The 15,572-nt window shown below is 45.0% G+C and carries 14 protein-coding genes; 5 read left to right on the top strand and 9 right to left on the bottom strand.

Translation table 11 applies throughout. The annotated features are described in order from the left end of the window. Nucleotides 1–52: 52 nt before the first annotated feature. Nucleotides 53–694, top strand: a complete 642-nt coding sequence (locus Q7C19_RS00320; protein WP_035409385.1) for a YczE/YyaS/YitT family protein — start codon at nt 53–55, stop codon at nt 692–694. A 56-nt stretch (nt 695–750) separates the two neighbouring features. Here Q7C19_RS00320 and Q7C19_RS00315 read toward each other — a convergent pair whose 3' ends face one another. Together Q7C19_RS00315 and Q7C19_RS00310 are read right to left on the bottom strand one after the other, a co-directional pair. Further along, entirely contained in the window at nt 751–1,494 is a 744-nt protein-coding gene (locus Q7C19_RS00315; protein ID WP_035409387.1) for an ABC transporter permease, read from the bottom strand. Beyond that, a complete protein-coding gene (locus Q7C19_RS00310; protein WP_035409389.1) occupies nt 1,472–2,389 on the bottom strand; it encodes an ABC transporter ATP-binding protein in 918 nt (305 codons plus the stop codon). Before Q7C19_RS00310 ends, Q7C19_RS00315 begins: the two co-directional genes overlap by 23 nt. Before the next feature lie 170 nt (nt 2,390–2,559). On the opposite strand from Q7C19_RS00310, the gene Q7C19_RS00305 reads away from it, so the two are divergent. The 3 genes from Q7C19_RS00305 (at nt 2,560) to Q7C19_RS00295 (ending at nt 6,175) form a co-directional block, all read left to right on the top strand. After that, on the top strand, nt 2,560–3,012 hold the full coding sequence (locus tag Q7C19_RS00305) for a GNAT family N-acetyltransferase (RefSeq protein ID WP_375091401.1): 453 nt from the start codon (nt 2,560–2,562) through the stop codon (nt 3,010–3,012). 26 nt (nt 3,013–3,038) lie between these two features. Further along, complete coding sequence (locus Q7C19_RS00300; RefSeq protein ID WP_375091400.1) at nt 3,039–4,622, top strand: diguanylate cyclase domain-containing protein; 1,584 nt, start codon at nt 3,039–3,041, stop codon at nt 4,620–4,622. A gap of 86 nt (nt 4,623–4,708) precedes the next feature. After that, on the top strand, nt 4,709–6,175 hold the full coding sequence (locus tag Q7C19_RS00295) for a glycoside hydrolase family 32 protein (RefSeq protein ID WP_035409786.1): 1,467 nt from the start codon (nt 4,709–4,711) through the stop codon (nt 6,173–6,175). A 49-nt stretch (nt 6,176–6,224) separates the two neighbouring features. Here the strand turns inward: Q7C19_RS00295 and Q7C19_RS00290 are convergent, their stop codons facing one another. Then, entirely contained in the window at nt 6,225–6,701 is a 477-nt protein-coding gene (locus Q7C19_RS00290; RefSeq protein ID WP_290782421.1) for a GNAT family N-acetyltransferase, read from the bottom strand. 268 nt (nt 6,702–6,969) lie between these two features. Between Q7C19_RS00290 and Q7C19_RS00285 the strand changes: the two genes are divergently transcribed. Next, complete coding sequence (locus Q7C19_RS00285; RefSeq protein WP_375091399.1) at nt 6,970–9,132, top strand: ATP-dependent helicase; 2,163 nt, start codon at nt 6,970–6,972, stop codon at nt 9,130–9,132. Nucleotides 9,133–9,183: 51 nt separating this feature from the next. On the opposite strand, the gene mscL is transcribed toward Q7C19_RS00285, so the two are convergent. The 6 genes from mscL to hemE all read right to left on the bottom strand — a co-directional run bounded on the left by mscL (nt 9,184) and on the right by hemE (nt 15,507). Next, nucleotides 9,184–9,576: a large-conductance mechanosensitive channel protein MscL gene (mscL, locus tag Q7C19_RS00280; RefSeq protein ID WP_035409394.1), complete on the bottom strand. Its 393-nt coding sequence runs from the start codon at nt 9,574–9,576 to the stop codon at nt 9,184–9,186. A gap of 12 nt (nt 9,577–9,588) precedes the next feature. Then, on the bottom strand, nt 9,589–10,470 hold the full coding sequence (locus tag Q7C19_RS00275; protein WP_214747401.1) for a Cof-type HAD-IIB family hydrolase: 882 nt from the start codon (nt 10,468–10,470) through the stop codon (nt 9,589–9,591). A 75-nt stretch (nt 10,471–10,545) separates the two neighbouring features. Further along, nucleotides 10,546–11,997: a cardiolipin synthase gene (gene cls, locus Q7C19_RS00270; protein WP_375091398.1), complete on the bottom strand. Its 1,452-nt coding sequence runs from the start codon at nt 11,995–11,997 to the stop codon at nt 10,546–10,548. A 135-nt stretch (nt 11,998–12,132) separates the two neighbouring features. After that, nucleotides 12,133–13,542, bottom strand: coding sequence for a protoporphyrinogen oxidase (gene hemG / locus Q7C19_RS00265; protein ID WP_035409399.1), 1,410 nt, complete (start codon nt 13,540–13,542; stop codon nt 12,133–12,135). Beyond that, nucleotides 13,532–14,464, bottom strand: coding sequence for a ferrochelatase (hemH, locus tag Q7C19_RS00260; protein ID WP_023467355.1), 933 nt, complete (start codon nt 14,462–14,464; stop codon nt 13,532–13,534). The genes hemG and hemH overlap by 11 nt, the downstream gene beginning before the upstream one ends. Beyond that, nucleotides 14,461–15,507: a uroporphyrinogen decarboxylase gene (gene hemE / locus Q7C19_RS00255; protein ID WP_035409400.1), complete on the bottom strand. Its 1,047-nt coding sequence runs from the start codon at nt 15,505–15,507 to the stop codon at nt 14,461–14,463. The genes hemH and hemE overlap by 4 nt, the downstream gene beginning before the upstream one ends. Nucleotides 15,508–15,572 lie beyond the last annotated feature (65 nt).

Below are 15,572 nucleotides of genomic sequence, written 5' to 3'. Positions count from 1 at the left end.
AACGATTTATTTTCAGGAGGTGAATGCGCAGTCCTACCGTCTGTGCACGTCAATGAGTCAGCAAAAACGGATCACTATTTATTTATTTTCGATTTTAATTAATGCCCTAGGTAACAGCTTTATGGTGACCGCCTCGATCGGCAGTGCACCTTGGACATCCGCAAGCGAAGCTGTCGCGGCGATCTCACCGTTAACTGTCGGGCTGGCCATCATCGTTTTACATGTGCTTGCCTTGATTGCAGCGCTTTCTCTTGGAAGCCGCTTCAGTTGGTGGACGATCGTCCTCAGTTTCGCACTCGTCGTACTGTTCGGCGCCGCAATTGATTTCTTCTTATCAATCCATCAATTGATCTACACACCACAAGGACTATGGATGCGCGCCTTGTACATGTTAATCGGTATGCCGTTGATTTCACTTGGACTTGCACTTTATCTCCAAATCGGCTTCGTGTTGATGCCGCCAGATTACTTGATGAAATCACTCATCACCCGCTTTAAAAGTACATCAATCGGAGCAACGATTAGTCTCGGGATTCCTTTTTTGATTGCCAGTCTCTTTTCACTGATTGAACGTCAATTGATCGGCATCGGAGTCGGAACTTTTATTTTCTTACTATTGAATGGTCCGCTGATTGAATGGTTTCAGCGACTGTTCCCGATTACGGCTCGTCCGCCTAAACGAACTAGTTCTTAAATACTCAAAGAAAAGAGTTGCTCACAGACAAATTCGTCCGTGAGCAACTCTTTTCTTTACGTGTAGGATTTTCTCTGGAAAACAAGAATTGACGCGCCTAATAAGACGATGATATGCGCCATTACGAACAAGACGGAGAATGTTAAAGATGTTCCCATTGCTTCACTGATACCATAGGAAACAGAATCCTTGAAATACATCGACCAGTCCAAGTGCATGAATACGATCCATTTGGCAATCGCTGGTTTAAAGCCGATCAATAGACTTCCCGCAATGCTCGTAAAGAACTGCGCTAATACGGTAAAGCCAATGATCATACCGACCGAGCGGAATAATAATGAGAAGAACAACGTCATAAATATCGTAAAAATCGGACTGACGACCTCAACGATCGTGTCGCGGAACAGGATCGGATCTCCTACCTCTGAAAACACAAATGAGCCTGCGTAGACGATCGCAGCAATGAACACGAATTGGAATAACATGATCAAGATCGAGAAGATCAGCTTCGAGAAATAAATCGTCATTCGTGAATATGGACTCATTAATAGATGTTTCATCGTATCATACCGTACTTCATTCCCGATAGCTTCTGCCGTGAAGACAATCGTGATGATCCCTAATAAGGAGGTCAACAACACAAACGTTAAGGAATAGTAATCATAGCGTGTGAACTCAAAATCATTTGTCTTCGCCACAATGATAATACCAACCGCAATGACGACATATAGCGCTAAGACGATTTTCGCTTTTTTAGTCGTCCACCATTTCATCCATTCATTTTGTATGAGCGAAAGCATGTGAATCCCCCTCTTTTTTCGTTACTTGCAGGAATTGTTCTTCGAGCGTCAAGCGTTTGACGGTCAATTCATGTAAGTCAGCAATCGGCACGACAAGTCGGGCAATCGCCGGACACTCACTTTCTGGTGCTGTGATGATGATTTGTTCATCAAGTACTTCTGATGGATAGTTCGCGATGCGAAGGGCTTCAAGTACGTCAGTCATCGCTTCCTTATTGACGCGAAGTGCCACCTTTGCTCCGGTTTCGTTACGAACCGATTCGACCGACTTGATGACACCTTGATCAATGATGGCATATCGATCACTGATTTGTTCCATTTCACTCAGCATATGACTTGAGATCAAAATTGCGATATCCTGCTCACGCGCCATTTGTCGTAAATACTCACGAAGTTCTGCGATCCCGGACGGATCTAGACCATTTGTCGGTTCATCTAAAATCAAGACGCGCGGATTATGTAACAACGCGCGAGCAATTCCAAGACGTTGCTTCATTCCGAGTGAATACTCTCCAACTTTCTTCGAAAGCTTTCCTTCTAAACCAACGAGACGAGCAAGTGCGTCATAGTCGACTTGTCCGAGTCCTGGAATCAGGTTTTTTGCATGTATCAAGTTTTGTTTGCCTGTTAAATAAGGATAAAAAGCTGGATTTTCAACGATTGCTCCGATTTGCGTCAATGCCTTCGAACGCTCTTCTACGACATCATAGCCATTGACCGTGACTCGCCCAGCATCCTGCTCAAGCAGACCCGTGATGATACGAATCGTTGTCGTCTTCCCTGCCCCATTTGGTCCGAGGAAGCCGAACACTTCTCCTGGGGATACCTCAAAACTGACGTCTTTTAGAATTTGCTCTTTTCCGAGACGCTTTGAGATATTTTCAATCTTTAACATCTGCTCTTCCTCCTCATTCATATTTTGTCTATGCTATATAGTGTACGTGAATTCCCTGCGAAAGTTTCTTTTCTTACAAATATGTAATCTGATTCCAAATAAAAATCCGCTAACGCAGAAATTTGAGACTAAATAAGGAATGGGGTCTTCAGATGATTCTTTTTGAAGAAATGACACGTGAACATTTTCCGATCGTTCAATCACTGTACGCAAGCGTTCCAGAGTATGCATGCCTAGAAGAACGGGCACTACCACTCTCTGATTCGATCTTACAGGAGGAATTCTTGAATCCCGATACTGTATCGCTGATCGGGTATATCGATGGAGAACCTGTCTTACTGATTGACTACCTCCCAAAGCATCCGCAAGACGGTACAACGTGGATTGGTTTATTTTTACTTGATGCTTCTCATCATGGCACCGGAACGGGTAGTCGGTTACTGTCCGCCTTTTTCAATCAATTCTTAAGTCGAGAGTCACAGATTCATCTCGCCGTATTACCTGATAACGTAAAAGCCCGACGGTTTTGGGAAAAACATGGATTCCGCTACATACGAACGAGCATCTCGAACCGTAAACAGCAAGTAGACGTCTATGTATATGAGTCAAACAAAAACAAATGAGAAACGTATGAATGGAGTATCACACAATGTCCAGACCCTCACTTCGCTTTGACATCCTGTTAGCGGGATTGATTTCCCTATTATTTTTAAGCATGACGCTGTTGTTGACCTTCTTCATCAGTCAACACGCGACAAGCCGACTCCAATCGGAAGTCGGAATGAATCTGTCAACGACTGCTCATCAACTATCCGACAAGCTCGATCATTACATGTGGTCACGCTATGCAGAAGTGAAGTTGCTTGGCTCTTTATCAACGATTCAACAAACAGATCAAAAAGTAGAAACACGTCGGACACTAGAGGAGTTACAACGACAGATTCCCGACTTTTCTTGGATTGGTCGTTTAGATGCGAACGGTAAAGTCATTGCGTCAACGAACCAGATTCTTGAAGGAACATCGATCAAAGAACGACCTGTTTTTCAAGAAGCATTATCGCAACCATTCATCGGTGATGTTCATGAAGCCGTCCTACTCGCAAAATTATTGCCGAATCCAAGTGGTGAGCCACTCCAATTTGTCGATATAAGTACACCTTTATATGATAAGGGACGATTTTCCGGCGTCCTCGCGACACACCTCAGTTTCGAGTGGGCTAAAGCGATTGAACAAAGTTTCCAGAGCGCTACCTCTTCTCTCCAAAAAGTCGATGTCTTCATCGTTAGTCAAGATCGAAAGACGATTTTGCTTGGACCAAACGGATGGAGTGGTAAGACATTGCCTACTAGTGTAACGCTCACTTCGAATGCTCCTGCGACCGCTTTTTGGAAAGAGAAAGAATTCGTCTCTGGTCAAAGTACGAGCCGTGGTTACAAAGACTATGATGGACTAGGTTGGACGGTTCTTGTGCGTCAACCGACATCGATTGCCTTCGCTGATGCCGACGCTTTACGCCAAACGATTTTTATCGCTGGGTTAATTGCCTCTCTCATTACAGCTCTGCTTGGGTGGATGTTAGCGAAACTGCTGACTCGACCACTCTTAAAAATCACGCATGCCGCACAACAAATGCAAGGTGATCCTTCAAAATCACTTCCGAACCATCGTGGAATCCGAGAAATCGAGACATTGACAGATGCCCTACAGCAACTGATTCGTCGATTGCTGCATACCGAAAAAGAAAAACTGACGTTTGAACGATTATCGCAACGTGACAGTCTCACGGGTCTTGCGAATCGAAACGGTCTTGCTCAATACATCGAACAATTACCTATAGGAACGCATTCCATCTACCTTTGTCTCGATTTAGACGGTTTTAAAGCAGTTAACGACACATATGGGCACGCACTTGGTGATCTCCTCCTGATCGAGGTCGGTCAACGTCTCAAACAGTTACTTCCACCTGGTGGCTTCGTCGCTCGTCTTGGTGGCGATGAGTTCATCATCGTCTTAACGCATCAGTCTTTAGTAGAAGCACAACACTTAGGTGAACAATGGATTGCCCATGTCTCGATGCCTTATCATTTAGAAGAACAGACTGTCCATATCGGAATGAGCATCGGACTCGCTGAACAGATAGCAGGTGAATCGCTCGAGCAAGTCATGCACCATGCGGATTTAGCGCTCTATCGTTCGAAGCAAGATGGTAAAGGATGTATGTCCGTTCATTGACCTTTTGGAACGGAGGATTGACAAGCGCGGTTCTCCTCCGTAAGGTGAACGAGAAGCGTATAAATTTTCAACAAGGAGCTGTCAGCATGAATCAATGGACACGTGAAGCACGATATCGTCCCCTCTCGGATGTCGATCCGACCGTATACCAAGCGATGAAGGAAGAAGTAAGAACATCTCCTTGGCGATTTTCTTACCATATCCAACCTCCAACCGGACTTTTGAATGATCCGAACGGCTTCGTCTACCACGACGGTCTTTATCATTTATTTTATCAATGGTTCCCACTCGGTCCTGTTCATGGTCTAAAGTACTGGTATCACATGACATCAAAAGACCTCGTACATTGGTTCGATGAAGGGGCCGCCTTGATTCCAAATGACGATCCTGATTCGCACGGCGCTTATTCCGGTAGTGGCTTCATCAAAGATGATCAAGTGCACATCATGTATACCGGTAACAAACGGGACGCAGAGTGGAATCGCCATACGAGTCAAATCGTTGGGCACCTTCGTTCGGATGGACGGATTGAAAAACACTTACCACCTGCTATTCCAACCGTTCCTGAAGGCTATACAGAACATTTTCGTGATCCGAAAGTCTTTCAAGATGCATCGGGCATCTGGTACTGCATACTTGGAGCACAGCGCACTGACTTGACAGGTTGTACTGTCATTTATCAGTCTCAAGATGCAGAGCACTGGACGTTTGTCGGTGAGTTACGGACGAACTACCCGACATTCGGTTATATGTGGGAATGTCCTGATTATTTCGAGCTTAATGGAAAAGGCGTCTTTCTCTTTAGTCCTCAAGGGATTGAGCCAGATGGTACGAACTATCAAAATATTTTCCAGTCCGGTTACTTCATCGGGGAACCGTTAGCTTTACCCAACTTAACATTCACACATGAACCTTTCCAAGAACTCGATTTCGGATTCGACTTCTATGCGCCACAAACAACTGAGGCGGCAGATGGTCGACGGATTCTTGTTGGTTGGATGGGTTTACCGGACATTAGTTATCCTTCTGACATTTATAACTGGGCACATGCTTTGACATTGCCACGTGAATTAACGATCGAACAGGGACAACTTCGTCAACGACCTGTCCATGAACTGACACAGCTACGAAAAGAAACCTTATTTGACGAAACGATTCTTTTCGAGCAAGATGTGACGGTTGCGGAAGCCGAGATTTTCGAACTCGTGATGACAGACTTGAAGCTGTCGTCGGATTCGTTCCGCTTCTCAATTCGTCAAGACGCTACAGAAGAAACCCTATTTAAATATGATGTCGTTTCGCGTCAATTTACGATTGACCGGAGTCGTTCGGGTGTGGACGTTCCTGCTGAATCATTTGGTACATCACGATCGACTGTCCTTTCGAAAGACTTGCAGACATTACGTTTGTTTGTGGACCGGTCCTCGTTCGAACTTTTCCTCAATGATGGAGAAGCCGTCGCAAGCGGACGTATTTTCCCAAAAGCAACGAGTCGAGGTATCGGATTCTCTGGTGAGGCGACTGCCCACCTCTCTATTTATGATTTATCTTAAATAACAAAAAGCATTTTCCTGAACATAATCAGGAAAATGCTTTTTTACTTCACTGCTTCAATCGTGATTCCTTTTCTAAATCGAAGGCGAGAATATGTTGCTCTCCGATTGGACCCATGACCGATTGTAACGTATCGACATATCCCGTCTTGAAATACAGTGATTTTGCAGCGATATTCTTTTTATTGACCGCAAGTGTAATCGATGTGACTTCCGGGAAATGATGATGAACGAACTCCGGTAACTGCATCATCGCTTCCTTCGCGTATCCTTGATGTTGATGCCGTTCATCAATCGAAAAGGCACGTAACAGGACACTTTGTTCATCCGTCCGGTGTGTTTTAGGGGGATTGAGATGGAGAATAAAAAATCCGACGACGAGCTCGTCTTTTTTAATAACAACCGGAAACTTATCGGGATGTGCAACCGCATCCGTAACGACATCCGTTGGAAAAGAAGTAAACTGAACTTGTTCTTCCGGAAGAATGAACGCCTCACATTGTTCATAATGTTCATTTGTATACATGTGTAATTTCACTACAGACATTCTCATTCCGCCTTCCCTCTTTGTACAGGACAAGAGAGTACTCTCTTACATCTATTCCCATTTTAATATTTTTGAGTCCATTTGCCTAGTCTTTTAAAGGCACTCCTCTTACATTGCTTCCAATAGTCTTTTGTCTCTTTATTCCACGGTTCGTCTTTCAGTAATCCAATCCGATCATTAAAAATGCTACACTAGGGAGAGTTCGATTTAATGGACACGAAATTAAACGCTCGAGGTGAACTGTATCATGCATGAAGATTTTTTCGAACAGATGGAGCGATTGACCGGCATTCAATTGAATCCTGTCCAACAACAGGCAATTGAACATGACCATGGTCCGTTGCTGTTACTCGCCTCACCCGGCTCTGGAAAAACAACGACCCTTAATTTTAAGATTGCCTATTTGATTTTACAAAAAAAAATTGAACCACATCGTATTCTTGGACTGACCTTCAGTAAAGCGGCAGCTCGCGAGATGGCGGATCGATTTTATCATTTATTCCATGAACTAATCGGAACAACAGCGGCTTTTTCGACAATCCACAGTTTTGCTTTTCAAGTCGTCCGGGACCATACGTCTCAACAACGCCTCTCCTATACGATCATCGAAGGACCGATGGATCAACAACATCCGAATGCGCCACATAAACGGATGTTACTGCGCCGTATTTTCCAGGAAATTAATCGAAGTGTCATTACCGATGATCAAATGGATGAGTTGTTACGGATGATTTCCTTTGTCAAAAATCGCCTTCTTTCTTTAAAAGAAATCAAGGCAGTACCGACGACGATCAAACACTTTCCTGACATCTACGTTGCATATGAACAATTCAAGTCTCGTGATCCTCTACATCCGTTACTTGATTTCGATGATATGTTGACGTACGCTAATACGATTTTGGAACAAGACCGTCGTCTATTGCAACATTACCAACGTCGCTTCGATTATATTCTGACAGATGAGAGTCAAGATACATCACTCGTTCAGCATCAACTGGTTGAAAAGTTAGCCTTACCCCACAATCGCCTTTGTGTCGTCGCGGACGATGACCAGACGCTTTACAGTTGGCGTGGCGCAGATGCATCCAAGATTCTCCACTTCAAGGATACGTATCCGAATGCGACGATTCTTTACATGGAACAAAATTATCGCTCATCAAAGGACATCGTCTCAGTCGCCAATCAGTTCATCCAACGTAATAAAGCACGTTATCCGAAACAGATGTTCACGGAGAATGCTGCGGTTCGTCCAATTATCTTAGAGACGCTACCGACTTATGAAGATCAGACTCGTTATTTATTGAATCAGTTACGGACGGAAACGAATTACCGCGAAGTCGCCATCTTATATCGCAACAATGCTTCTTCGATCAACGTCATGAATGCGTTAGATCAAGCAAACATTCCTTTTTACATTAAGGATGTTGATCATAAATTCTTCAGTCATTGGATTTTGAAGGATATTTTAAATTTCATGACATTCGCACAAGATCCAACAGATATCGAGATTCTAGCAACCATCCATACGAAGTTCGCCGGATACATCTCAAAAGCTCAACTGGCTCAATTGCAACAGTTTGGTTCGGGTGAATCTGTATTTGATCTACTCATAAGCAAAATCGAGATGAAGTTTTATCAAAAGAAACAACTTCAACAAATGAAGCGCACATTCGCTTCCATTCAGACCGTTCGACCGTCTGCTGCCCTCTCTTTGATTCGTCATGAACTGGGCTACGAAAAGAATTTGCGGAAAATGAGTGAGAGTCTCGGTTTTAGTCTCGATCACCTGCTTGAGACATTAAATACGATCGATAACATCGCAAGTGATGTACCGACGTTACTCGCCTTTCGTGAGCGGATCGCGCATCTCGAACAGTTGATGCGTGATGCGAAACAAAACAAAAATCAAAATGCGGTCACCCTTTCGACCTTTCACAGTGCAAAGGGGCTTGAATTTGATCGCGTCTTTATGATTGATCTCGTTGCTGGTATTCTTCCATCGGCTGACACGATCAAGGCGTACAAGAATGGACAACTCGATGATATGGAAGAAGCAGCACGCTTGTTTTACGTCGGGATGACACGGGCACGACACGAACTGCATCTCCTGTCTTATCGTTTTAAATCGAAATCGTTCGATGTCTCACCATTCGTCGAAGACGTTCATCGTCTTGTTACACCGGATTCCGCAAAACGAAAAATAGAACGCCAACGTCCTGCCATTACAGCGCGAGCTAAAGTTCCTCCACTTCCGATCACTGAGAACATGCGTGTATCGCATACAGCATTTGGTCCCGGAACCGTCTTGCACCTGGTTGATGACGTGCTAGAAATTTCATTTGATCAAGGAATGAAAAAACAGCTTTCGTTACAAGTCTGCTCCGAAAATGCATTACTCGAAATTTTATGAGCCAAAAAAGCCTGTTTCACATAAATATGTGAGACAGGCTTTTGGTATATATCAGTTTTTAGGTGATGACTCATTTTGACGAATCAAGGCATCTCTGATTTCTGTCAATAGTTTTTCTTCTGTCGTTGGTACCGCTTCTTCTTCGACGACTTCTTCCTTCTTCCGGAACGAAGTGATTCCTTTGACGAAGATGAACAAAGCAAAGGCAATCAATAAGAATTCGATACTCGCCTGAAGGAACTGACCGTACTGTAATTTTGCATTTCCGACCATGATTGATAATCCTTTGACATCAATACCACCGATGATGATACCGATCAACGGCATGAAGACGCTGTCGACGAGTGATTTGATAATCCCGCTGAACGCAGCACCGAGAATGACTCCGACCGCTAAATCGATCACATTGCCTCGAAAAGCAAACTCCTTAAATGCCTTAAACATGAAACGTCCCCCTTACCAAGCACGGGACGCCAGTTGCTGAATCGCATATCCGACGCCGTGCTCATCGTTTATTTTCGTCACATGATGCGCAATCGCTTTTGCTTCATCATGACCATTCCCCATCGCGATCGCCTTTCCAGCAACCTTAAACATGGGAAGATCGTTCAGATTATCACCGATGACAGCGACTTGTTCGATCGGCACACCAAGGTGGTCCGCGAGGATTTTAACTGCCGTTCCTTTATCGGCACCGACTGCCATGACTTCGATGTTATCGTGTCCTGACGACGTGACATAGACACCCTCGACTTTCTGCTCGATTTCCTGCCAGATTGTTTTCATCAATTCTTGATCAAATGAGAACGAAATGAACTTGAATACTTTTCCCGCTTGATTACGAATGTATGACCGGAATCCATCAATCATCTTGACGTCTTCGTGGACATAATAGCGATCGTGGAAGAAATCAAGCACTTGTTTTGCCCGATCACTTTCTTCACTTAATTCTTTTAACGAATCGTAGGCTGCATCAATCGTCGCTCCTTGCGCTGTCACGAGTCCTTGATCACAGAACATCTCGAAGAAGACTTCGTACTGGCTAATGATGCCGTAAATTTGCTGTGCTTGTTCTGTCGTCAGAGTCGTCGCACTCAACTCTTCTCCATCGACGGTCATCACACGTGCCCCGTTTGAAGCAATGATCGGACAATGAATTCCTGCGGCATCCGTCAATTCTTTAGCATTTAAGTAATTACGTCCTGTTGCAATTGCAAACTCGACACCTTGTTCGCGTGCTGCTTCAATTGCCTGAATCGTCTCCGGCTCTATTCGTTGTTTGCCCGAAAGAACGGTACCATCCATGTCTGATACGAGTAATTTAATTGGATTTGCCATCGTCTTCACTCTCCTCTTTTTCTATTTCCATACTACTATACCATTTTTCACATTTTGACTGGTCGTAAACACGGTTTACAAAATCGGTGACAACAAACGCGAAATACTTTCCTTGAATTTGATCATTCTTGAACGCGCAACATACGACTCGACCGTCATGAGCTTTGATACATCACAATCGGCTAAGAAGAGCCGTTCTAGTTCAATTGCTACTTCCTGATCATAGACAATTGTATTCATTTCGAAATTTAAACGGAAACTTCGTGCATCGATATTCGTCGTCCCGACTGAAGCAATCTCTCCATCAACAACAATCGTCTTCGCATGTAAAAATCCAGGTTCATACGTGTAGACTTTAGCTCCGTACGACAACAACTCTCCTACAGCAGCTGTCGTCGCCCAATAAACGAATGGATGGTCCGGCTTATTCGGAATCATGACGCGCACCTCCACTCCAGACAGAAGAGCTGCCTTACATGCATCTAAATAACTCGTGTCTGGAATGAAATAAGGCGATTGAATGTAAATCGTCCGCTTTGCCTCATTGATCATCTTGATCAAAGCAAGCTTCAGATATTCTGAACGGGAATCCGGACCCGACGTGACGATTTGCATCGGTAATATATTCTGAACCCTGTGTGTCCCGTAGTAGAACAATGATTTTTCTGTATAGACGTCACTCGCTTGATTCCAGTCAAGAATAAAACGGTCGAGCTGATCGTGAACGATATCACCTTTCAAGCGAAAATGCGTATCCCGCCAGTAGCCGAACTTTTCATCGATACCTAGATATTCCGTACCGACGTTAAATCCACCAATGTAGCCGATTCGACCGTCAATGATACAGGATTTACGGTGATTGCGGTTATTTAAGCGAAAATTAACGAAACCAATCGTCGACGGGAAAAAAGCGAACACTTCTCCCCCATGTACCAGTAAATCTTTGAAATCCGTCCGTTTGAGACTACGTGATCCGACAGCATCATATAATAGACGGACTTTGATTCCACGACGGGCACATTCGGTTAATGTATCGATCAACGCTAGCCCAAGGCGATCTTTCTGAATGATGTAGTATTGAATATTCACTTCATGCTCTGCCTGGCGGATATCTTGAATCATCCGATTGAATTTCTGTTCTCCATCCGAAAGAATCTGCAGTTGATTCGAGAGACTGAGTAACGAACCGTTCGACATCAGATTCATCCGAATCATATCCCGGTGCTTTTGAATCATCGGGTGCCGCCCCATCGTCACGAGTTCTTTTTTCTGTAAGGCAATCCGTCTATCGTGTTCTAGTTGTTCTTCTTCCGTAATACGATAAAAATTCGATTTTTTCAACAATCTTCCGAAAAACAGATAGACGAGAAACCCAACGAGCGGAACGAAATACAAGATGAAAACCCATGCCCACGTCGCACCAATATCGCGCCGTTCGAGAAAAATAACCGTTAGGACCGCCAAGATATTCATGATGAGCAATCCGTAGACGATGATGATCGTGAACGTACTCCATACTTCCACCATACGATTCCCTCCCGTTTCAACGGTATTGTTCGATTTTGGTCCCTTGTCTCCTATTCCCGTTTCCTTCCGCGTCATTCTTTTGAAGACAAAAAAACCTTTTTAAAGCACGAATGGCTTCAAAAAGGTTTAGGTCTTTCATGATTCTTGACATGGTTCCGGTTGTTGTAACGCCATTTGTTCAAGTGTCGCTTTGACACCTGCTACACAGTCTGGCAATCCAACACCATCATAAGCAAGTCCGGCTAAATGAATGTGTGGATAGTGCGAAGCGATGGTTTCTCGCACTTCTTGAATCCGCTGTGCATGCCCTACCGTGTAGGCCGGTAAGCCGTCTAATAGACGACTGATGACGACACGTTCCGGTTGCAACGGACGACCACAGATGGCTTCAAGATCTTCTAAGACGACCCGTTCAATCATTTCGTCTGATTCACGAACGAGTGCATCTTTTCCGGGACGACCGATGAAGGCACGAAGCACGGTATGATTCGGTGCTGCATGATTCCACTTTTGATCAATCGCCGTACACGCTGTAATCGAATACGGTGCCTGACGGTTGACGATGAAACCTGTTCCATCGATCGGCAACGCTGTTTCCTTATCGAAAATCAACGTGACTGTCGCTGTCGAGTGTGTTGAGAGGTTCGCAAGCCCAGGCAGCGTCGCTTCTGGTAACAGGGACACGACTTGGCGATGCGGAATCGTCAACAAAATATCATCGGCATACTCTGGACCATGATCCGTTTCGAGACGATACCGCCCATCTTCTTCCCGTTTAATCGAGCGAAGTGGTGTCTCAAGACGAATTTCTGTCCGTTCAAGCACCTCTTCTAGCCGCTCGACGAGAGACTCGAGTCCAGTAGCGAGCGATAAAAATTGACCTGTCGCTTTGAGCGTCGGACCTTGTTGTTGGTCAAGCGGACGCATGAGACGCATTCCTTCAAACAAACTTCCTGCCTTTTGTTCATTTGCAACAAATTGCGGGTAGGTCGCAAACGTACTCATCCGATCGATATCACCAGCATAAATGCCTGAAAGAAGCGGTTCGATCAGCTTCTCGACGAGCGCATCTCCAAGACGCGGACGCAAATACTCTCCTAGTGGGATATCTGTTTCTGGAATCGTCAAATCAGGAGCCGGGTGAAGCAATCGTTCTGACACTTCTGCTTTTTCTTCTTCCGTCAACAAAGAAGTCTCTGCAAATAACTCTAAATCCGTCGGGATACCCATGACGGCACCTTTTGGAATCGGGTGGAGACCTCGCGCATCCAATATATAGGCTTGCGACGTGTTATTACGAACGAGTTGCTCCCCTAATCCAATCTCTTCGATGAGATCCGTCAGTACGTGTTTTCGTGCTACATACGAATCTGGTCCCCGCTCGATCGTCAATCCTTCGTCCCGATATGTTGCCACCTTACCACCGAGACGACCTTCTGCCTCAAGTAATGTGATGTTCATTTCCGGAAACTGTTTCTCTGCATAATAGGCGGCCGCAAGTCCTGATATACCGCCGCCCACGATGACGAGACGTTTACTGGACATAACTACCCACCTGTTTCGCGACGGCTTCCGTGACAGCTTTCATGAAAGCAGGATCCGCGTTTGGCATGACAGGTCGCGCATAATGGATTCCGAGTTCGTCGCAGACGACTTTACACTCATAGTCATTATCGAATAATACTTCTAGATGGTCCGCAACGAAGCCGACTGGCACGTAAACGAACGCTTCGTATCCTTTTTCTTCGTAAACATCACGTGTCAGATCCTGAACATCAGGGCCGAGCCATGGCTCAGGTGTTTGTCCAGCTGATTGCCAACCTGTGATCATATGCGGTACACCGGCACGTTGTGCAATCAATTCGGCAGTTTCTTTCAATTGCTCTGGGTACGGATCGCCGTTTGCGATGATTTTCTCAGGCAGACTGTGCGCTGAAACGACGAGAACGGCTTTTTCTTCAGGAACTGGTAAAGCGTCGAACGTCTTGCGGATTTCTTTCCCCCACCAATCGAGAAATGCTTCTTCTTTGTACCACGATTCAACGGATGCGAGACGAATACCGTGCTGATCTGCGACTTCCTTCGCACGACCATTATATGAACGAATACTGAACGTCGAATAGTGCGGTGCTAAAACGACTGTGACCGCTTCTGTGATGCCGTCTTTTGCCATTTGCTCGACAGCATCCTCAACGAATGGCTCGATGTGCTTTAGACCAAGATAAAGCTTAAACTCGATTTCACCGGCATATTTCTCAGACAATTGACGGTGCAGCTCTTCTGCCTGGTCAATCGTGACTTGTGCGAGTGGTGAGACTCCACCAATGGCTTCGTAGCGTTCCGTCAACTCTGCCAATGCTTCTGGAGACGGTTTGCGTCCGCGGCGGATATGCGTATAATACCGCTCGATATCTTCAGGTTTATACGGCGTACCATACGCCATGACAAGTAATCCTAACGTCTTCATTTTTCTACCTCCATTTTTTCTTTCGAATAATCATGGATAAATGCAGTCAAACGTTTCAATACTTCTGGATCAACTTCCGGGAAGATGCCGTGACCGAGGTTAAAGATGAACCCTGGTTGTTTCATTCCCATGTCGAGAATCTCCTTCGCTTTCGCTTCAAGGATATCCCATGGTGCTAACAGATAAGACGGATCAAGGTTCCCTTGGACGGGTTTCGTCAGCCCACGTTCACGTGCTTCATCGATCGATAAGCGCCAATCGAGTCCAACGACGTCTAACGGTAAGCTATGCCACTCTTCTGCCAAATGACTCGCCCCTACACCGAACATGATCATCGGCACGCCTGTATCTTTTAGTTCCGTGAAAATGCGTTCCATCGTCGGTTTGATGTAACGGACATAATCTTTCCGGCTTGTCGTTCCGACCCATGAATCAAAGATTTGGAACGCTTGAATCCCTGCATCTACTTGTGATTTGATGTAATCGATGACCATGTCACCTAGTTTCTCCATTAAGGCATGCCATACTTCAGGTTGTCCATACATCAATGCTTTCGTTTTATGGTATCCCTTTGAAGGTCCACCTTCAATCATATAGCTCGCAAGTGTAAATGGCGCCCCGGAAAAACCAATTAACGGCACTTCAAGTCGTTCCCGTAATAAACGAATTGTTTCATAAATGTACGGAATATCTTCACGGTTGAACGGTTGCAGTGCTTCGACATCTGCCATCGTGCGAATCGGATTCGCAATGACTGGACCGATGCCACTCTTGATTTCAACATCAACGCCCATCGACGGAAGTGGCGTCATGATATCTTTATATAGAATCGCTGCATCGACCCCTAGTTGTTTTACAGGTAGTTCTGTCACATATGCGCCTAGCTCCGAGTCATGTGTGATCTCGAAAAGCGTCCGTGTCTTCTTGATTTCACGATATTCCGCTTGATAACGACCTGCTTGTCGCATGTACCAGACGGGAACGTGATCAATCTGCTCGCCACGGATCGCCCGCAAAAACGTATCATTGAATTTCTTCATCATAACTACCCCTTTATACTCGTTCTAACGCCCCAAAAAACGTACTATAAGTTTGTGAACACAGAAAC

The organism is Exiguobacterium sp. PHA03, from assembly GCF_041945985.1.
In the GTDB taxonomy this organism is placed as follows: domain Bacteria; phylum Bacillota; class Bacilli; order Exiguobacteriales; family Exiguobacteriaceae; genus Exiguobacterium_A.
The sequence above is the reverse complement of the archived record's forward strand: the minus strand, read 5'-3'. Positions and strand labels throughout refer to the sequence as shown.